The organism is Lacibacter sp. H375 (assembly GCF_037892425.1).
Lineage (GTDB): Bacteria > Bacteroidota > Bacteroidia > Chitinophagales > Chitinophagaceae > Lacibacter.
Window position 1 is genome coordinate 2,205,928 of sequence record NZ_JBBKTT010000001.1, and the last position, 19,845, is coordinate 2,225,772.

Consider the following 19,845-nt stretch of genomic DNA (forward strand, 5'->3'; position numbering starts at 1 on the left):
GAATATAAAATTATTTTTTGATGACTTTCGGAACCATGAAAAAATGTTCGTTCCGTAGAGCTGCATTTTCGAGACCTGTTTCCCGTTCAACAGAACCCTTCACTTCATCTTCACGCAACACATTGATCTCTTCGGTAAGGTGCATCAATGGTTCAATGCCTGTTGTATCAAGCTCCTGCAGTTTCTCAATAAAACCAATCATCTGCTGCAGATCTTCCCGTAGCTTTTCTTTTTCCTCGGGTTTGATCTCCAGCCTGGCGAGCAGGCTCAATTTATCGATAAGTGCATGGTTTACTTCCATCTGTCAAAAATAAGCAAATTGACCGGTGCAGGCTCTGTTTTGGATGAACGGAGAACTTTTCTTTACAGCAATACTCCGCTAAGGAACAAATAGGCCATTGAAAAATAAATGAGCAACCCGGTTACATCTACAAGTGTTGCTACAAATGGGGTGGATGATGCAGCAGGATCTGCCCCTAATCTTTTTAAGATCAACGGAAGCATAGAGCCCATAAGCGTACCCCAAAGAACAATGCCAATTAGCGAACAGCCTACCGTTAATCCAATAAGCATGGCATGATCGCCAAACGTTGTGGTGAATGAACTCCAAACAAAGATCACTGAAAGTGCAATGATGCAAAGCGACGACCCGAGCAATAGCCCGGATACGATCTCTCTCCGCATAATACGCCACCAATCGTTGATACTTATTTCGCCCAATGCCATTGCCTGTATAATAAGTGTAGATGCCTGTGAGCCGCTGTTCCCACCGCTTGAAATAATCAGTGGAATGAAGGTGGCAAGCACCACCACTTTGGCAATTTCATCCTGGTATCCTTGCATGGCTGAAATAGTAAGCAGCTCGCCAAAAAATAAAATGATGAGCCAAACTACCCGTTTTTTGAATAGTTTGAAAATAGGAGTTTCAATATACGGTTCGTCCAATGCTTCTGTACCACCCATTTTCTGCATGTCTTCACTAAACTCCTCATTAGCCACCCACAACACATCATCAATGGTCACAATACCCAGAAGTTTGTTGGTGTTGCTTACAACAGGAAGTGCCACCCGGTTATTCATTTTAAATGCTTCATTGGCAGTTTCCTGATCGTCGTACACGTTCAAGGCAATAAAACGGCCGTCAATAATTTCTTCCACTTTCTTATCAGGCGCAGCAAGAATAATGTCCCTGATACGGATATCATCAACCAGTTCCCCTTTTTCATTGATGATGTAAAGCACGTTGATGGTTTCGCTGTCCTTTCCGTATTTACGGATGGTATCAAATACTTCAGCAACGGTATTGTAGGGATAAATGTAAACGTAGTCAGGCGTCATCAATCGGCCAATGCTGTTTTCCGGATAGCCCAGCAACGATAGTGTGATTTTTCTTTCCTCCGGGTTCAGTAATTTGATCAGTTCCCTTACTACGCTGCCAGGTAATTCTTCAAGAAAAGAAGTCCGGTCGTCGGCAGGAAGCTCATTTAGTAATTCTGCTGTTTTAAAGGGGGGAAGTTCTTTAATGATCTGTTTTTGGGTAGGCAGATCAAGGATTTTAAACACACTAGCAGCCCTGTGAACACTCATATTGGCCAGCATCTGGCTTTCATAGTCGGGGAATTCGTACACAAGTTCGGCCACATCGCTGATGTTCTGGTTATTGAGGAATTCTTGTATTTCCAGCTTGTCCTCACGTATCATCAGAGCTTCAAACTGCTCTTTTAATGATACTTCCTGTTCCAGTTCAAGACTCATAATTCAACTGTTTTTAGATAAGTTTTGCTGTTGATTTCTGCATTTTGGCTAAAGTTAGTTTCTTTGATTGAAAGACTAGTTCAAGCTACAAAAGTTCATTATGCGTTTAAGCTGTTTGTTTATTGCCGATACCGAAGAAAAAGGCAGGGCTGTATTCACCAATGAGTCAATTGCGGCTGGTACCATCATTGAGTTTTCGCCAGTCATCGTCATGAGGGCAGATGAACGAAAGCTGCTTGATCAAACCCTTTTACACGATTATATTTTTGAATGGGGGCCCAAACATGATGAATGCGCATTGGCACTTGGCTGGATATCGATCTACAATCATTCTTACAGCAGCAATGCAGAATATTTTATGGACTTCGACAGCAGGCAAATGATGATTAAAACGGTGCGTGAGATTCCTGCGGGTGAGGAAGTAACGATTAATTATAATGGTGAGTGGAATGATGGAAAAAAAATATGGTTTGATGTAAAGGGCTGAATTGCACGGTATAGTATTTTTACTACAAAATTGTTTAAAAATAATCTACATTTTTATTGCATTCCTGCGTTTGGCAAGTTACTTTTGCATTAACACCATCTTCCTGGAAAAAGCCTTCCTTTAATCTTCCTACCTACGGAAACCAGTTAACAATTTAAACTCTTCTACATGATTAGAAAGTTACTCTTGTTGCTGGTTGTAATTACAATCTTGCAAAACACATCTTACTCACAGGGGGCCGCCTATTACGGTAATTGCTTTTACAGAAATACTAATGGAGAAGTAGTTATTCGCCTTGCTTTAAGTAATCCCACGGGCTCTAATCAAGGGCAATTAAAATTTGCTGGCATGCGTTTTGGCTTTCAGTATAATCCAGCCGCTGTTCAGTTTGTGAGATATCAGAGTTATATGAATTTTGGGACCCCAAATTCAGGTCTTGATGATGGCTCATATCTTGGCTTTATTGGTGCTGACTCTGATCCCACACCAAATTTTGAGTCACCTTCGACTCGCATTGCTTCAATAACCGGAGTGTCGCAGACTAAGACAATGGAGAGGCGGTACATAAACAGATCCACTACTCTTTGTAATAATTTAATGCCGATAAATCCGGGCGAGTCGATGATTCTCCTTGATCTTGTTTTTACATTAGTAAATAACAATCCGGAATATTATAACCTTAATCAGGTTGATTACGGGTTTTATTGGGGAGGTAAATTTATTGCCCAATTCCTTACAAAACAGGATGGGCATTTCGGGGCATTAAAGGATATTTATAAAGAAATTGCAATTATTATCTTTAGAGAGCAGGGTACTCAAAATCCTTATCAACCATTTGATGTAAGCAATTGTAATAATAATAATTTTGCTCCTGTTACCGTAAAGGGAGATGATATTGCTTTTATCTATCCTGTGCATGGCATATTAGCAGGTAAAGCGGTTGATGCCAATTTGCAGGATAAAGACAATCACGTGCTCATACAATGGAAATCTGAATACAATCAATTGGTTGATTTCTTTGAAGTACAACGCAAGGATGACGACGGTGAATTCAAAACGATTGGGTTGGTAATGGGCAAAGAAGGTAATGAGAATTTTCAATACGAGTTTAAGGATAAAATTACGGCACGTGATATAGAACCCTCCTATCGTATTAAAGTAATTAATAACGATGAGGTCATTACGTACAGTGATGTGAAGAAAATAAGATTGGGAAGTGAACAAAGTATAAGCGTGAAAGTATTTCCGAATCCAAGTTCAGATAATATACGAATTAATCTTCCCGCTGTGGAAAATGGTAGCTTGTTTGTATGCCGCATGTACAGCACAGAAGGCCGTATCGTGAAGGTTACAAATGTATCGGCAGCTAATCCTTCTGTTGATATTAAATCGTTGAGTGTTGGTTCTTATTTTATGGAATTATATAATCCTAAATCTGGTAAACGTTTCTATACACAGTTCAGCAAACAATAATTGAAATATTTACTTGCTGACTCTTTTTAAAGCTTCCCTTTCGCTTAACGGTGAAAGGGAATGTTTTTTTACAAAAGCACGAACCCATTTTGCATCTGTTTTTGAATACTCCCGTAAGGCCCAACCAATTGCTTTTTGTATAAAGAATTCTTTTGAATGTCTGAGAGACAGGATGTTTTTACTTAATAGATCTGTATCTGTTTCTTTCTTGTACATTTTCTGAAACATGATGCTGCTGCGTTGCAACCAAATACTGCTGCTCTTATTCCATTTTGTTGTGATCTTTCGTTGTTGTTCAGGATATTTTTTAAAGTAAGGTCCGGTTAATGAAGTGGCTGCATGATCAACTGTCTCCCACCAGCTTTTATGTGTGAGTATGTATTCAATGATACTGATGGTTTCTTCCTTCCAGTGTTTTTGATAACTGGCTAACAGTTCAATTGCTACGTATTGCAGTTCTCTCTTCGGATGTTGCCAGCAGTCTTTAATGATGCCTTCAACTTCTCCAAAGGGAGGTAACGCTTCCTTAAAATATTCTTTGCTGAGTTTGCGCCAAACGGGAGCTTTTAAACCATAGAAATCAAACTGGTTTAACATATAAGCTTTCATGCCTTCTGCATTACCAGCATTGGCATGTTGCTCAAATAATTTTATAAGAGGAATAAGATAAGAATGCATGTTTATCTTTTACCAGGCAATACCATAATCTTCGCCATGATTACTGCTGCCGCCCCAGAAACTTTTGTGTTTCCAATCGAACCAGATGGCATTGATTGGGCCGCTTGTTCTATCTTCAAAAAAGAGTGTATAACCCATTTTTCGTAGTTCTTTTCTCACCCATTCGGAAGTATTGGTATGTAATAACAAATGGCCGGGTTTTGGTTGTCGATCTTCTGTTTTACTACCGCCCAACGATAACCATAGTTGATTGGTATTGATGTTTGCAGCTTCACATGCTTCCTGAACTGTCATGCCAAATTCAACAATGTTTAAAAAGAACTGCAATAGATTTTGATCCTGTGTATCGCCGCCTTGTACAGCAAATGACAAAAATGGTTTCCCGTCTTTCAATGCCATGGTTGGAGTTAATGTTACTCTTGGGCGTTTCCCCGGTTCAATTACGTTAAATGGATTGAGAGTTGCATCCAATACAAAACTTTGTCCACGTTGACTCATGCCAATTCCTGTGTTCCCGGCTATTGTTGCCGGCAACCATCCACCCGATGGAGTAATCGAAACAACCCAACCTTCAGCATCTGCAGCTTCAACCGATGTGGTGCCGGCCCACAAGTGTTCCATATATTCCGCATCAACAGAAGCAACAGCTTCATTGCGCACATCATGCGTAGGAGCGAAATTTCTGTTTTGAGTAGAAGTGGTATCTAAACTAAAGCCTCTCTTTTTCAACACATCAACAAATGGATTTATTTTTCCTTCAAACGGATACGGATCACCAGGTCCAATGTTTGCCATGTTGCGTTCCATCGAGATCATTCTCGCACGCTGTCTTGCATATTCTTTAGTTAACAAACCTTTTATTGGCTCTGCGGGTGGAAACGCAGGATCACCATAATAAAAATCACGATCGGCAAAAGTCATATTCATGGTTTGATAAAGCGTATGAATATACCTGCTGCTGTTATAACCCATATTCTTCAAGTCAAAATTTTCAAGAATGTTGAGACTTTGTAACAACATCGGTCCCTGAGTCCATTGCTGCAGTTTATAGACTTCAATTCCTTTATAATTTACATGCATGGGTTCTTCTTCAATTGGCTTCCAGTTGGCAAGGTCATTCATTGTAATTAGCCCTCCTTGTTCCTGGCAACCACGTACAAACTCTTTTGCAATATCACCTTTGTAAAAACGATCATAAGCAGCCATGATGGCTTCTTTGCGACTCTTGCCTTTTTTCAAAGCGTCCTGTTCAGCTTCCACCATTTTGGTGAGTGTTTCCAATAAATCTTTTTGTACAAAAATTTCACCTGCTTCAGGTGCCTCTCTTTTTTCTCCAAGATGAGGAAGGAAAACTTTTTTACTGTAAGGCCATTCTTTGATACGTTGTTTACCACGCTCCATACTATTAGCTGTTTGTGCATCAATAGGATAACCTGCTGCTAATTGCATAGATGGTGCAAGCACTTCTTTCAAACTCATGGTGCCATAGTTGGCTAACATCAAACACAACCCACCAACAGTACCAGGCGTAACAGCTGCAAGCGGGCCGTACTCCGGAGGAAAATTATATCCTTTGCTTTTATAGTATTCAGCTGTAGCACCTGTTGGTGCAACACCTAATGCATTAATGCCAATTACTTTTCCCGTCTTAGGATTGTAAATGAGCGCCTGTGTTTCACCGCCCCAGCTCAATACATCCCACATAGTGCAGGTTGCTCCCAACATGGCGCATGCTGCATCAACTGCATTGCCGCCTTTCTGAAAAATCATAGAGCCGGCTGTTGCTGCCAATGGCTTACCGGTAATGGCCATCCATTGTTTACCATGTAAAGGGGGCTTTTGTGTTTGTTGTGCGAATATTGATAAAGAAAACAGGAAGGCTGTAGCCACGCTGAATAATTTTCTCATGCTGTTGAATTTGTAGCTTAAAGTTAGGCAGAGAACGATTCTGTTGCAGCTTATTGGATAAATGGACAATAAAAAGTGTGGGAAGGGTTTCTAGTATTTTGTCTTAAGCGGACTCGTTTTCCATTTCTCAAATGCAACCAATGCTTCTTCACGGAGTAATTGTTGCGTTGTGAGTTTTCTTCCGGTATGTGATAGATCAATTTCGTCATAAATAAATTTATCATCGAAGTCAACAGCAGCAGCATCTTCTTTGGTATTAGCGAAATAGATCTTTGCTGCCCTTGCCCAATAAATTGCACCGAGACACATGGGACAAGGTTCGCAACTGCAATAAATTTCACAGCCCTCCAATTGAAATGAATTTAAAGTTGAACATGCTTTACGAATTGCTACAACCTCCGCATGTGCAGTAGGATCATTCGATAAGGTTACTTCATTCACTCCGCTTGCAATGATCTTCCCATCTTTAACGATCACTGCTGCAAACGGACCGCCTTTTCCACTCTCTACATTTTCAATTGAAAGACGAATGGCTTCACGCATGAAATCTTCTGTGGTAAGTTGTTTCTCCATAGTTATTCAATTTAAATTATCAGGAAGATAAAAAATCCCCCGACGTAGCGGGGGATTTTTTATTAATTGTTCAGCACGCTTAAAGCGTTCCAACTAATGTTATTATGCTTTAGCAAATTCAGAGCGTATCACATTCAATGCTCCACCTGCTTTAAACCATTCGATCTGTTGTGCATTGTAGCTATGGTTAACAGTGATAGTTTCACTGCTTCCATCGGCATGATTCAATACCAACTCTAATGGTACGCCAGGTGTGAATGATGTTAAACCAATCACGTCAATGGTATCATCTTCAAGAATCTTATCGTAATCTTCTTTGTTAGCAAAAGTCAACGCTAACATACCTTGCTTCTTCAGGTTTGTTTCGTGGATACGTGCAAATGATTTCACCAGTACAACACGAACTCCAAGGTGACGTGGTTCCATCGCCGCATGTTCACGACTTGAACCCTCACCATAGTTTTCATCACCCACTACAATTGATCCAACACCTGCTGCTTTGTAAGCACGCTGTGTATTTGGTACTGTACCGTATTCACCAGTCAATTGATTTTTTACAGTATCAGTTTTTTCGTTGAAGAAGTTTGTTGCACCAATTAACAGGTTGTTACTGATATTATCTAAGTGACCACGGAATTTTAACCATGGACCCGCCATTGAGATATGATCAGTTGTACATTTTCCTTTTGCTTTGATGAGGAGTTTCAATCCTTTAATGTCAATACCTTCCCAAGCAGAGAATGGATATAACAATTGCAGACGCTTGCTATCTGGTTTCACATCTAACTGCACTTTGCTTCCATCTTCAGCAGGTGCCTGGTAACCGGCATCTTCAACTGCAAATCCTTTGATCGGCAATTCATCCCCACTTGGAGGATCAAGTTTTACCTGCTCACCTTTATCATTAGTTAAGGTATCTGTAAGCGGATTGAATGTAAGATCACCGGCAATTGCCAATGCAGTTACTAATTCAGGACTTGCAACAAACGCCAAGGTGTTTGGATTACCATCGGCACGTTTTGCAAAGTTTCTGTTGAACGAGTGAACGATGGTGTTACGTTCTGCTTTTTCAGCGCCAACCCTGTCCCACATACCAATACACGGTCCGCATGCATTTGCAAATACAGTGGCACCAATTTTTTCAAATACACCTAAATATCCATCACGCTCAATTGTATAACGAACAAGTTCGCTACCTGGAGTAATGGTGAATTCAGATTTTAATGTCAATCCTTTATCACTAACCTGTCCAGCAAGACTTACTGCACGACTGATATCTTCATAAGAAGAGTTGGTACAGCTACCAATTAAGCCCACTTCGATTTTTGTAGGCCATCCGTTTTTGGCTGCTGCTTCTTTCATTTGAGAAATTGGTGTAGCTAAATCTGGAGTAAATGGTCCGTTCAGGTGTGGTTCCAGTTCACTGAGGTTGATCTCAATTACTTTATCGAAATATTTTTCAGGGTTTGCATATACATCTGCATCGCCTGTTAAATAATCTTTGATTTTATCTGCAGCGTCAGCAACTTCTGCACGACCGGTTGCTTTCAGGTAACGGCTCATGCTTTCATCGTAACCAAAGGTTGAAGTGGTAGCACCAATTTCAGCACCCATGTTACAAATAGTTCCTTTACCTGTACAGCTCATGCTTGTTGCGCCTTCGCCAAAATATTCAACAATTGCGTTGGTACCACCTTTTACAGTTAAGATACCAGCCACTTTCAGAATTACATCTTTAGGAGCAGTCCAGCCATTGAGTTTACCGGTCAATTTCACACCAATTAATTTTGGCATCAATAATTCCCAGCTAAGACCAGCCATTACATCGCAGGCATCAGCACCGCCAACTCCAATTGCGATCATACCCAAGCCACCGGCATTTACCGTGTGGCTATCGGTACCAATCATCATACCACCGGGGAATGCATAGTTTTCCAACACTACCTGGTGAATGATACCAGCACCAGGTTTCCAGAAACCAATGCCATATTTATTTGAGATAGAAGAAAGGAAGTTATAAACCTCTTCGTTGTCAGTAACAGCTTTTACCAGATCCTGCTTGCCTTCTGTCTTTGCAACAATCAGGTGATCGCAATGCACGGTTGAAGGAACCGCAACCTTTTTACGACCGGTCGTGTCAAACTGCAGCAACGCCATTTGAGCTGTTGCATCCTGCATCGCTACACGGTCTGGTGCAAAATCAACATATGCTTTTCCTCTTTCGAAGTCTACAGGATCAACTCCTGTCCAAAGGTGTGAGAATAATATTTTTTCTGCCAATGTTAAAGGGCGACCCAATGCTTTGCGGGCGGCATCCACTTTGGCAGGCATTTCGCTGTACAATTTTTTGATGAGGTCGAGATCGAATACCATGAAGAAGAATTTGATAATGTTGAAAATCAGCTCATCTGAAAATTCGAAAACTGGCTTGGTAGATTGGCTCAAAGAGGAGTGCCGGGTTGAAAAAACCCTCCATTCGCACATTTTCAAACTCTCAAATTTGCAATTTGCTTGTTGAGGTTGCGAATTTACCGATTTACAAGAACTTTTTAAACCATCTGTCCGAAAGAATTGTTGAATAAAGTACTTTTACATTACAACTGAACACTATGAACCGTTTGCGGCACATTATTGAATGGAACGTATTTGGCGTTTGTACCTGGTTAGGGGAGAAAATGGGTATTGCCACAAGCACTATCCGCAAGTATTTTATATATATATCCTTTCTTACCATGGGTTCGCCATTGATAATCTACTTCTTTATTGCCTTCTGGATGAACGTTCGTCAGTACATCTGGTTCAGAAAACGGAACCCTCTGCGCTACTAATGAGATTCGTCATTGCATTTTGGTAATTGATTGTTTAAATTGACCAAACAATCAGGGTTATGTTTTCGTTTGAGTACACACATTCCAGTTATAAAGATATGATCAGCGATCTTGCGGCGAGGCTGCAAGTGAAACTGAAAGATAACTGGTTATTCTTCCCTGAGGAAATTGCCAGCGGTTACTACCGTGTACTTCAACTTTCGAACGGGCTTGATGTGAACATCATCAATTGCCGCATCAACAAAGATTGGCTCATTAGTAGAAAAAGAGATACAGAAGAATATTATACACTTCGTTTCGATGAACTCATTGTAGAAAAGGAAATCCGTATTGGTATTGACAATGATGTGGTAGACAGAAAAAAAGAAACTATTGCTGTTGCATATCTTACCAGTTCTCTATTCGATTGGTTCTATCATGGTACTAAGGGCACCACATTCAAAGGTGTGAATATTCTGATACCCAAAGATTGGTTAGGAAAATTAATGGGGATTGAAACGTTTGATGATATACTGCCGGCGTACATTGCTTTGAAAAGCCGCAGCTTTACAATGGAGCCATTGGATGCTGTGTATTTTCAGTTGATTAATGAAATTATGGAAGAGGATCCTGATACGCCTTTTCCCCGTTTATATATTGAGAACAGGGTACAGTTGTTGATGGAACGTTTCTTTACACGCATTCATTCAAGAGTTTCGCTGGCCGATGTGCAGAGTAATATAAAACCGGATGATATCTATACCGTTTTGAAAATTGAAAAAATATTGGTCGAAAATTTTTCAAATAAACCAAAATCCATTGAAGAACTCTCTCGTAAGGCAACGATGAGTTCTACAAAATTAAAGAAGATATTTAAATCGGTATTTGGTATGCCCATTTATGAGTATTACCAACAAAAGCGAATGCTAAAGGCAGGCGAATTATTATCGACAGGAAAATATTCAGTTAAACAAGTAGCTGTAACAATTGGGTATACCAACGTGAGTAATTTTGTAACTGCATTCAAAAAGTATATGAAGGAAGAGCCTTCAAAGTTTATAGAAACGTAGTTAGATAAACAAAGTAAAACCAGGTGCCATGATAGTTGTGCACTTAAAACATACGAACTACAAAGAAGTACTTGCAAGTATTTCAGAACAAATGCATTTGCATTTGACAGATGATTTTCTTCAGCTGTCGCCCGATATTGCTGATGGCTATTTTAGAGTAGTAGAACTACCAAATGGATTGCAGGCGATGCTTTCAGATATACACTATCATGTTGATGTAACATTCAAGCGTGAAAAGAGTGATGAATATTTTTGCATTCTTCATTTTAATGATGCTGAGTTAGGCGATTCCCTTCACTTTCTCCACAACGGGAAACAGATATTTGATAAAAGCACAAGAAGGGCAGGGGTTACACTAAGTTCAAGTGCAAATGACATGAGTTTTACTGTTAAAGCCAATACCAAAGCAAGAAGCATTAATATACTCCTTCCCGGCCGCTGGATAAATGATAATCTTAATCGTTATAACGAGTTGCAGGTTTTGTCCCGCTACAATGCTATGCGCAACACACTTGTGCATCCTGAACCATTTGATGCGCAAAACAGAATTTTGTTTGATGAAGTATTTCAAACTGATGAAGCTAATCCTTTGCAGAGTATGATTGTGAAGAATCGTATTATGTTATTGCTTGAACATTTTCTTTCGAAGATCTATCGTAAGATGCAGGAAGAGCCAACCCAGCCTCCACGTAAGATCAAAGCATCAGATATGAGCAAGCTGATGGAAATCGAATCGCTGCTTGTACGAGATTTTGGCCAGCCTCCCCCAACCATTGCTTTGCTGGCAGAGAAAAGCGGAATGAGTGTATCGAAATTAAAATCTGCTTTTAAAAGGGTGTACGGCACCGGCATATATGAATACTACCAGAAAAACAGGATGCAAAAAGCAAGATCTATGCTGCTTACCGGCCAATACAACGTAAAAGAAGTGGGAACACAATTAGGCTATAGTAATCTCAGTAACTTTTCTCTTGCTTTCAAAAAAGAGTTTAATGTACTGCCAAGCCAGGTATAGAAATATTTATTTTCCATATATTTTAATTTGCCTAACTTTAGAAGACTGATTTCACTCGTCTTTTAACCTCTTGAAGCGACATCGCTCCGTTTTTAATTCATGCATCCTTTGAGCCTCCCATCTCACACGTTGTAATTCACATGCTACCTCTTACTGGTATTTCTGCGTGCGCTTAACAGTTCCCTGTTTAGCAGCAAGTCTGTCGTTGCATCCTAGTGAAGACGTATGTTTATCCAACGCCCCCACAAAAAGAGGCTCTTAACTAAGAGCCTCAATTTTTTATAGCTGGTATATACTGGTTATCTCAAATCAAACAACAAACCAAGTTTCACCTGCAGTTGTTGCAGAGGACTATTGTACAATTGTGCCACGGTATGGTTATGAATATGATTAGTGTTAAGGTTTACAAACCGCATGGTGAGTGGCTTGCTATCATCAGGTGTTGGCTGCGAAGGACCCGGTTGCTCCAATTGTTTTACGTTTACATAATCAATGCGATTTCCATGAATACGACTTACTGAAAGATTAATGGAAGTGCCGTTAAGTGGATTGCATGCTGATTTTGACCGAAGCTTCATCAACAAACCTGCACCATACCCCCATGTCATTGAACCTTTGCGGAAAGTGACTTCATTTTCTAGTGGTTTACAATCGTCACGATCATTTTCATCATACACATTAATACGAACTCTTGTGCCTAATGATTGATGACCACCAAGTACTTGTACATATGGTGTAATTGCTTTGTTCTTTACTACTTCATACCGAAGGTTAAGATGATTGAAGTTGGCGAAGTTGATATAGTTCACCGGGTATTCAGCAGCGGTACTCATATCTTCATTTTGGAAACTTTGAGTTACTTTCTTTTTACCGAAGCGACCGGTTCCTGTTTCGAATGATACAACAAACTGCTTACCTGCAAATGGTAAACGATAGCCAGCCTGAAAGTTAAATCCATGTGCTGCATTAATGTTGCTGGCCATATCGCCAAGGGGCGATTGGTTACTGTAACCAAAACCAAATTCAAATTGTGCAAAGGAGGTGAGATACAGGCAAACGCCTGCAATGATGAGTAAAGTTTTTTTCATATAAAGAGCTTTTGATGCTCTTTAAAGTTCGTGAAACTTATTGTTAAATAAAAGCTGAAAATGACAACAGCATCGAATATTAAATTGCTTTTCTGAGCTTCACTAATTGCTCCAGCAATCCTTTCAGTTTATCTAACTGCAACATATTTGCGCCATCACTTTTTGCAACGGCAGGGTTTGGGTGCGTTTCAATAAATAATCCATCAACACCCGTGGCAATAGCCGCTTTTGCAATTGTGCCGATGAGTTGCGGATTACCACCCGTAACACCCGTTGTTTGATTGGGCTGTTGCAATGAATGCGTACAATCCATAATTACGGGAACATTCAATTCTTTCATCCAGGTAATGTTGCGGTAATCAACAACAAGATCAGTATAACCAAAAGTGTTTCCCCGTTCGGTAAGCATGATATTGTTATTGCCGGCTTTGCGGATCTTTTCGACAGCAAACTTCATCGAAGGTCCGCTGAGGAACTGACCTTTTTTTACGTTCACTATTTTTCCTGTTTCTGCAGCCGCTTCCAACAGATCGGTTTGGCGACAGAGAAATGCTGGTATCTGTAAAATATCAATATAAGGAGAGGCCATTCCCGCTTCTTCATGTGCATGAATATCTGATGTTGCAGGAAGGTTATAATGCTTTCTGACTTTGTCGATCAAACTCAAACCTGTATCATCACCTAAGCCCGTAAATGAAGCAGCACTTGTTCTGTTGGCTTTGCGGTAAGATGCTTTGAACACATAGGGAATACCTAACTCTTTGCAAATAGTTGAAACTTTATCGGCTACTTCCATTACCAGTTCTTCACTTTCAACTACACATGGTCCGGCAATGAGGAAAAAGTTTTTTTCGTCGTAAGATTGATTGGCAAACAGGTCTTTCAGAAATTGTTCCATGCGGCAAAGATAAAGGAAGTCTGATGTCTGATTCCGGATGTGTGATTTTGGGGAAACAGCCCTGGTTTTAATCAGGCAAATCATTAAATCCATCCAAATCATGGATCAGACTTTTGCGCAAACGAATGAATGTTCGCCTCGTTGATTTTCCGCTTATTTTTGCCGCCACATTCATTGTACTATGGTAAAAGAAAAAATATTAGTGATTGGCGCTTCCGGTCAGATTGGTGTTGAGTTAACCTTGGCGTTGCGTAAACTGTATGGGAATGCAAATGTGATCGCTTCTGATCTGCGTGAACAAAATCCGCTGCTTGAAGGAACTGGTCCTTACGTGAGTCTTGATGTAATGAATAAAGAGATGCTGCATGTGCAGGTCATCCGTCAGAACATCACACAGATTTATTTACTCGCTGCCATTCTTTCGGCAACAGGTGAAAAAAATCCAAACCTTGCATGGAATCTTAACATGACAGGTTTATTAAATGTGCTGGACATTGCCCGTGAAGAAAAATTACACAAGGTTTATTGGCCAAGTTCCATTGCGGTATTCGGTCCAACATCGCCCAAGCAAAATTGTCCGCAGCAAACCATTATTGAGCCAACTACTGTATATGGCATCAGCAAATATGCAGGTGAGTTTTGGTGCAACTATTATTTTCAACGTTACGGGGTTGATGTAAGAAGCCTGCGTTATCCTGGTTTGATCTCCTATAAATCTGCACCCGGTGGCGGTACAACCGATTATGCAGTAGAAATTTTTCATGAAGCATTGGAAGAAAATAAATATGAATGCTTTTTGCAGGAAGACACCTACCTGCCCATGATGTATATGCCCGACGCCATCCGAGCAACCATTGAATTAATGGAAGCACCGGCCGATAAAATTTCGATCCGTCATTCTTACAATATTTCTTCGATGAGTTTTTCGCCAAAGGAAATTGCAGCGGAAGTGGCGAAACATCGGCCAGGATTTGAAATGACCTACAAACCCGATTACCGTCAGCAAATCGCCAACAGCTGGCCGCAAAGCATTGATGACAGTGTTGCAAGAAGGGACTGGGGTTGGAAACATGACTATGAATTACCTGAGATGACGAAGGATATGTTTGAAAATTTATAAGAACCTTCACAGTTCTGCAATGAACCTGTCAGAGCCATGACCATATTAGAAAGCTGCAAGCCTTACCTTGCAGCTTCGTTTTTTAGTATTAAGCATGATCGAAAAATCTGGTATTTGCATGAAGCAATTTTTATATTTGACGGTAATCGTTTTTCTTTTCAATACAACAGCATTTACACAATCAGTGAACAAACTCCGCACAGGTTGGTATCGTGCATCTATCTTTCGTGAAGATGGAGCAGAAATTATTTTCAATGCCGAAGTGCAATTGAAGAATGGAAAGCAGGTAATGTATATCCGCAATGCAGCAGAACGTTTATTAGTTGATGATATTAAAATCAAAGGCGATTCAGTAAATATTGAAATGCCGTTCTTCGAATCCTTCTTTCGTTTGCAAATACAGAAGGATGGAAAGCTGGTTGGCAAATGGTTTAAAGCAGGCAGTTTAAAGTTGCTGGAGTTCCCCGTTGAGTTTGTGTATGGAAACAAAGAGCGGTTTGCTGTAACTGAATCTGCAACAGAAAACAGCACCGGTCGCTGGCAGGTTTCTTTTACGAGGCCCAATGGAACTGATCGTCCTGCTATTGCAGAATTTCAACAAAAAGGTTCAGCGTTAACCGGAACATTTTTAACACCCAGCGGAGATTATCGATTTTTAGAAGGCGTTGTAAATGGCGATAGTTTATTGCTGAGTTGTTTTGATGGAAGTCATGCCTATTTATTTACTGCAACAATCAGTGGCAACGAGATAAAGAACGGAATGTATTACAGCAGTGCGGTACCTGCTGAAAAATGGCGTGCAACAAAAAATGATAAGGCAGCCTTGCCTGATACTACTCAAATCACACAATTAAAACCCGGAGAAAGCAAATTGAATTTTGCTTTCAAAGATGTGAATGGTAAAATCGTTTCGATCAATGATGCACGGTTTAAGAATAAAGTAGTGGTGATACAGATCATGGGCAGCTGGTGCCCTAACTGTATGGACGAAAGTAAATTCCTCAGTGGCTTTTACAAGGAATATAAAAACAAAGGAGTTGAAGTGATAGCGTTGGCCTATGAATACAGTACCGATTTCAATCGTTCCAAAGCAAGTGTACAAAAGTTTATCAAACGCTTCGGTATACAATATCCAGTGTTGATTACTCCCACAACAACGAGTGATGAACAACGTACAGAAAAAACATTACCGCAGCTAACTCCTATTCGTTCGTTTCCAACAACCATCTTTCTTTCTAAGGCCGGGAACGTTGCCAAAATTCACCAAGGCTTCTATGGCCCGGGCACAGGCGAGTTCTATACAGAGTTTAAAGCCGAGTTCTACCGAACCATCCGTTCACTACTGGCAGAATAACTGCTTATTTTTTGGTGCTACACAACTATCTTTGTGACCCTTGAAAAAACAGGGCATCAACCAACTGCATGTAACGGTTGCTGCAAACAATCATATTGTTTGAATTACTTAACAATTAAAGACTAAACTGATGGCAGCGAAAATTAAAGTAGCCAACCCGGTTGTTGAACTGGATGGTGATGAGATGACAAGGATCATCTGGAAATTCATTAAAGAGAAATTAATTCTTCCTTATCTCGAACTGGATATTAAATACTACGACCTTGGTGTTGAGTACAGAGATGAAACCAACGACCAGGTAACGATAGATGCTGCCAATGCAATTAAACAATATGGTGTAGGTATTAAATGTGCAACCATTACTCCCGATGAACAACGTGTAGAAGAGTTCAAACTCAAACAAATGTGGAAGAGCCCGAACGGAACTATCCGCAATATCTTAGATGGTACTGTATTCCGTGAGCCGATCGTGATCAATAATATTCCACGTTTGGTTACAAACTGGACGGCGCCAATCATTGTTGGTCGTCATGCGTTTGGTGATCAATACCGTGCAACTGATACGGTGATCAAAGGCAAAGGAAAGTTGACTATGACCTTTACTCCGGAAGGTGGTGGCGAGCCACAAACTTTTGAAGTATATAATTTCAAAGGCGATGGCGTTGCAATGAGCATGTACAATACCGATGAAAGCATCATGGGTTTTGCACGCAGCTGTTTCAATATGGCGTTGAGCAAAAAATGGCCGTTGTATCTTTCTACAAAAAATACTATTCTTAAAAAATACGACGGTCGTTTCAAAGATATTTTTGAAGAGATCTATCAAAACGAATTCAAAGCGCAGTTTGTTGAAGCAGGCATCGTGTACGAACATCGTTTGATCGATGACATGGTGGCGAGTGCATTGAAATGGAACGGCAACTTTGTATGGGCTTGTAAAAACTATGATGGTGATGTACAAAGCGATACTGTTGCACAAGGTTTCGGTTCACTTGGTTTAATGACTTCTGTATTGGTTACACCTGATGGTAAAACAATGGAAGCAGAAGCAGCACACGGAACAGTAACACGTCACTACCGTGAGCATCAGAAAGGTCGTCCAACTTCTACAAATCCAATCGCATCGATATTTGCATGGACACGTGGTTTGGCTTTCCGTGGTAAATTAGATGGCAACCAACCGTTGATCGATTTTGCAAATGCACTGGAAGCAGTTTGTATTGAAACAGTTGAAAGCGGTAAGATGACAAAAGATCTGGCTGTATGTGTGCATGGCAACAAAGTAAATCATGGCGATCATTATTTGTATACAGAAGAATTCCTGGATGCAATTGATGCAAACCTGAAAGCAAAACTTGGATAATTTGAAAGATGAAGTTTAAAATAGAAATCCCTCAGCAATTGTTGAGGGATTTTTTTATGCCCGTCATCAACCAATTCGCCAACCACCATCATTGATGAGAGCGGCATCGCTTTCTATTTTGGATTCTAAAAATCAACGATGCTCCGCAAAAAGATCTTTCAGCAATATGAACGTAAAACCACCCGTGGTACAGAACTGTACCGCATTGAAGCTCTAAGCGATGCCGTGTTTGCATTTTCTGTTTCCTTGCTTATTATGTCACTTGAAGTGCCAAAAACATTTGAAGAACTAGAATTTTCAATTCATCATTTTCTTCCTTTTGCAGCTACAGTAAGTCTTGTTTTCTTTTTCTGGTATTTGCAGAATGAATACTTCCGGAATTACGGGTTGAATGATGGCTTTGTAATTTTCTTAAACCTGTCGCTGCTTGTGTTGATCCTGTTCTATGCTTTCCCGTTAAAGTTTTTATTCTCAGTTTTGTTGTCGTGGTTAACCGGTTTTGATTATTTCCATGAAGTAACAGTGCTGGGCAAAACAGTATTAACGCAGGAAGAGTTTCCGCAGCTCATCCTTTTCTTCAGCATTGGTTATGCTGTTATCTGGTTCATCTTTTATTTATTATACAGGCATGCCTATAAGAATAGAACCAAGTTGACTTTCAGTATGTATGAAACACACTATGTGCGTTCACAAAAGCAGGACGCAATGGTGCAGATGGGAATCGGATTGTTAAGCATCCTGTTTGCATGGATGGATCTTCCTGTGTGGAGTGGTCTCTGTTTCTTACTCATTCCGCTTTGGCTGATACTTCATCGCTATTTGTTTAAACGCACAGTGAAAAAGATAGCTTGGCTTAAATAATCTTCTACAGAACTTTAATGTTGTATTGATGCAATTACTTCCTTCAAAAACTTATTTTCATCAATCACATGTAAACCCAGCCGTACAACTACCAGTTTCTTTGATGGAATGATGTAGATATCCTGTCCGCCGTAACCATCAGCAAAAAACATATCAGCAGGAACATCAGGATACCAACGTTTACCTACATCTTCTTTGCTAAAACCATTTAGCCAGAACTGAAAGCCATAATGTTTTTGTTTATCAGCTGCAGACGGTTGTATTGATTGCGGCACCCAATCTGCAGGTAATAACTGTTCTCCATTCCACACGCCGTTGTTATAATACAATAAACCAAATCTGGCAAAGTCTCGTGCTGTTGCATAGCTGTAAGAAGAGCCAACATAAGTACCCGATGCATCAGGCTCCAAAACTATTGAATACATATTCAGCTTATGAAAAAGTGAACGGTAAGGAAAATCAGCATATGCTTCTTCACCAACGGCATGACGAACAATTCGGCTAAGAATATTTGTGTTGCCGCTTGAATAGTTAAATACAGTACCCGGTTCGTGCTTTAATGGAAGCTTTGCGGTAAAAGCAGCCATATCGCCCTTCCTGAATAGCATATTAGTTACTTCGCTTGGTTTTGTATAATCTTCTTCAAATGCAAGACCTGTAGTTTGCTGTAACAACTGTCGTAACGTAATTTTTTCTTTTGCTGTATTTTTCCATTCGGGCACAGGGGCAGGTGCATCAATCTTCAGGTTTCCTTCCTTTACTAAAAGACCGATCATAGCCGACGTTAAACTTTTTGCAACCGACCAACCTGTCATCACTGTGTTTTTATCAAAGCCCGGCGCATACTGTTCTGCAACAAGTTGACCATTGTATAAAACAACAACAGCTCTTGTTTGCGAGGACTTACCGTTAAAGTTTGATTGCATCACATTTGCAACAGCCTGCTTCAATAACTGCTGATCTATTTCAGTTGGTATTGTATCTGCAAGTTTATCTCCATTTGGCCAGGCGATACTGTCAGGGTTCATACGTTTGATCATAGCTCGGTTGAACACCTGCTTTCTGATTTCTTCTTCGCTCAGTTCATTGATGAGTGTGCATCCGATGCCATCTCTGTAGATTGCTTTCTTTTTTGCAAAACCCCAAACGGAAACTGTTACTGATCGATCGCTGTCGTTAACTGAGTAATTGCATATTGAAAATGGGAACTCTGCCAGGTCTTCTGTTACAACATCAGCAGCGTTGCGGTTTTGTAAATAAACACCGGATGCAAGATTCTTGGCGAAATAGCCGGTGATGACAGGGAATGCTTTGGTTGCATACCAAACTCCCGCAACAAGTAGCAACATTATCAAAGCAAAAAACGATCGTAGAAAAAACTTGCGTGTACGCATA

At 40.3% G+C, this 19,845-nt stretch carries 18 protein-coding genes; 9 read left to right on the forward strand and 9 right to left on the reverse strand.

Features of this window, described 5'->3' with window-relative positions:
• Nucleotides 1–10 precede the first annotated feature (10 nt).
• The gene (gene gatC / locus WG954_RS09660; RefSeq protein ID WP_340435899.1) at nt 11–301 is read right to left on the reverse strand and encodes an Asp-tRNA(Asn)/Glu-tRNA(Gln) amidotransferase subunit GatC; all 291 of its coding nucleotides are present in this window, start codon (nt 299–301) and stop codon (nt 11–13) included.
• 62 nt (nt 302–363) lie between these two features.
• Nucleotides 364–1,755: a magnesium transporter gene (gene mgtE, locus WG954_RS09665; RefSeq protein ID WP_340435901.1), complete on the reverse strand. Its 1,392-nt coding sequence runs from the start codon at nt 1,753–1,755 to the stop codon at nt 364–366.
• A gap of 100 nt (nt 1,756–1,855) precedes the next feature.
• Here mgtE and WG954_RS09670 point away from each other — a divergent pair, with 100 nt between their 5' ends.
• On the forward strand, nt 1,856–2,242 hold the full coding sequence (locus tag WG954_RS09670; protein ID WP_340435904.1) for an SET domain-containing protein: 387 nt from the start codon (nt 1,856–1,858) through the stop codon (nt 2,240–2,242).
• Between the two features lie 408 nt (nt 2,243–2,650).
• On the forward strand, nt 2,651–3,715 hold the full coding sequence (locus WG954_RS09675; RefSeq protein ID WP_340435906.1) for a T9SS type A sorting domain-containing protein: 1,065 nt from the start codon (nt 2,651–2,653) through the stop codon (nt 3,713–3,715).
• 9 nt (nt 3,716–3,724) lie between these two features.
• On the opposite strand, the gene WG954_RS09680 is transcribed toward WG954_RS09675, so the two are convergent.
• The 4 genes from WG954_RS09680 to WG954_RS09695 all read right to left on the reverse strand — a co-directional run bounded on the left by WG954_RS09680 (nt 3,725) and on the right by WG954_RS09695 (nt 9,247).
• A complete protein-coding gene (locus WG954_RS09680) occupies nt 3,725–4,393 on the reverse strand; it encodes a DNA alkylation repair protein (RefSeq protein ID WP_340435908.1) in 669 nt (222 codons plus the stop codon).
• Between the two features lie 9 nt (nt 4,394–4,402).
• Nucleotides 4,403–6,301 carry a gamma-glutamyltransferase family protein gene (locus WG954_RS09685; protein ID WP_340435910.1) on the reverse strand — a complete coding sequence of 633 codons (1,899 nt, stop codon included), beginning with the start codon at nt 6,299–6,301 and terminating at the stop codon, nt 4,403–4,405.
• A gap of 90 nt (nt 6,302–6,391) precedes the next feature.
• Complete coding sequence (locus tag WG954_RS09690) at nt 6,392–6,874, reverse strand: nucleoside deaminase (RefSeq protein ID WP_340435912.1); 483 nt, start codon at nt 6,872–6,874, stop codon at nt 6,392–6,394.
• A gap of 102 nt (nt 6,875–6,976) precedes the next feature.
• Complete coding sequence (locus WG954_RS09695) at nt 6,977–9,247, reverse strand: aconitate hydratase (RefSeq protein ID WP_340435914.1); 2,271 nt, start codon at nt 9,245–9,247, stop codon at nt 6,977–6,979.
• Nucleotides 9,248–9,483: 236 nt separating this feature from the next.
• Between WG954_RS09695 and WG954_RS09700 the strand changes: the two genes are divergently transcribed.
• From WG954_RS09700 to WG954_RS09710, 3 genes are read left to right on the forward strand one after another with little or no spacing between them, the layout of a single operon-like run.
• Nucleotides 9,484–9,702 carry a PspC family transcriptional regulator gene (locus WG954_RS09700; RefSeq protein WP_340435916.1) on the forward strand — a complete coding sequence of 73 codons (219 nt, stop codon included), beginning with the start codon at nt 9,484–9,486 and terminating at the stop codon, nt 9,700–9,702.
• Between the two features lie 59 nt (nt 9,703–9,761).
• Nucleotides 9,762–10,751 (forward strand): helix-turn-helix domain-containing protein, encoded by a 990-nt coding sequence (locus tag WG954_RS09705; protein ID WP_340435918.1) that lies wholly within the window; start codon nt 9,762–9,764, stop codon nt 10,749–10,751.
• Between the two features lie 28 nt (nt 10,752–10,779).
• Nucleotides 10,780–11,766: a helix-turn-helix transcriptional regulator gene (locus tag WG954_RS09710; protein WP_340435920.1), complete on the forward strand. Its 987-nt coding sequence runs from the start codon at nt 10,780–10,782 to the stop codon at nt 11,764–11,766.
• 299 nt (nt 11,767–12,065) lie between these two features.
• On the opposite strand, the gene WG954_RS09715 is transcribed toward WG954_RS09710, so the two are convergent.
• Both WG954_RS09715 and kdsA read right to left on the reverse strand, forming a co-directional pair.
• Nucleotides 12,066–12,854, reverse strand: coding sequence for a hypothetical protein (locus WG954_RS09715; protein WP_340435922.1), 789 nt, complete (start codon nt 12,852–12,854; stop codon nt 12,066–12,068).
• Between the two features lie 79 nt (nt 12,855–12,933).
• Nucleotides 12,934–13,752 (reverse strand): 3-deoxy-8-phosphooctulonate synthase, encoded by an 819-nt coding sequence (gene kdsA, locus WG954_RS09720; protein WP_340435923.1) that lies wholly within the window; start codon nt 13,750–13,752, stop codon nt 12,934–12,936.
• 181 nt (nt 13,753–13,933) lie between these two features.
• Between kdsA and WG954_RS09725 the strand changes: the two genes are divergently transcribed.
• From WG954_RS09725 to WG954_RS09740, 4 genes are all read left to right on the forward strand, one after another.
• Nucleotides 13,934–14,872: an L-threonine 3-dehydrogenase gene (locus tag WG954_RS09725; RefSeq protein ID WP_340435925.1), complete on the forward strand. Its 939-nt coding sequence runs from the start codon at nt 13,934–13,936 to the stop codon at nt 14,870–14,872.
• A gap of 118 nt (nt 14,873–14,990) precedes the next feature.
• Complete coding sequence (locus WG954_RS09730) at nt 14,991–16,226, forward strand: peroxiredoxin family protein (protein WP_340435927.1); 1,236 nt, start codon at nt 14,991–14,993, stop codon at nt 16,224–16,226.
• Between the two features lie 130 nt (nt 16,227–16,356).
• Nucleotides 16,357–17,589 (forward strand): isocitrate dehydrogenase (NADP(+)), encoded by a 1,233-nt coding sequence (locus WG954_RS09735; protein WP_340435928.1) that lies wholly within the window; start codon nt 16,357–16,359, stop codon nt 17,587–17,589.
• 138 nt (nt 17,590–17,727) lie between these two features.
• Nucleotides 17,728–18,450, forward strand: a complete 723-nt coding sequence (locus WG954_RS09740) for a TMEM175 family protein (protein ID WP_340435930.1) — start codon at nt 17,728–17,730, stop codon at nt 18,448–18,450.
• 14 nt (nt 18,451–18,464) lie between these two features.
• Here the strand turns inward: WG954_RS09740 and WG954_RS09745 are convergent, their stop codons facing one another.
• Nucleotides 18,465–19,844 (reverse strand): serine hydrolase domain-containing protein, encoded by a 1,380-nt coding sequence (locus WG954_RS09745; RefSeq protein WP_340435932.1) that lies wholly within the window; start codon nt 19,842–19,844, stop codon nt 18,465–18,467.
• Nucleotide 19,845 lies beyond the last annotated feature (1 nt).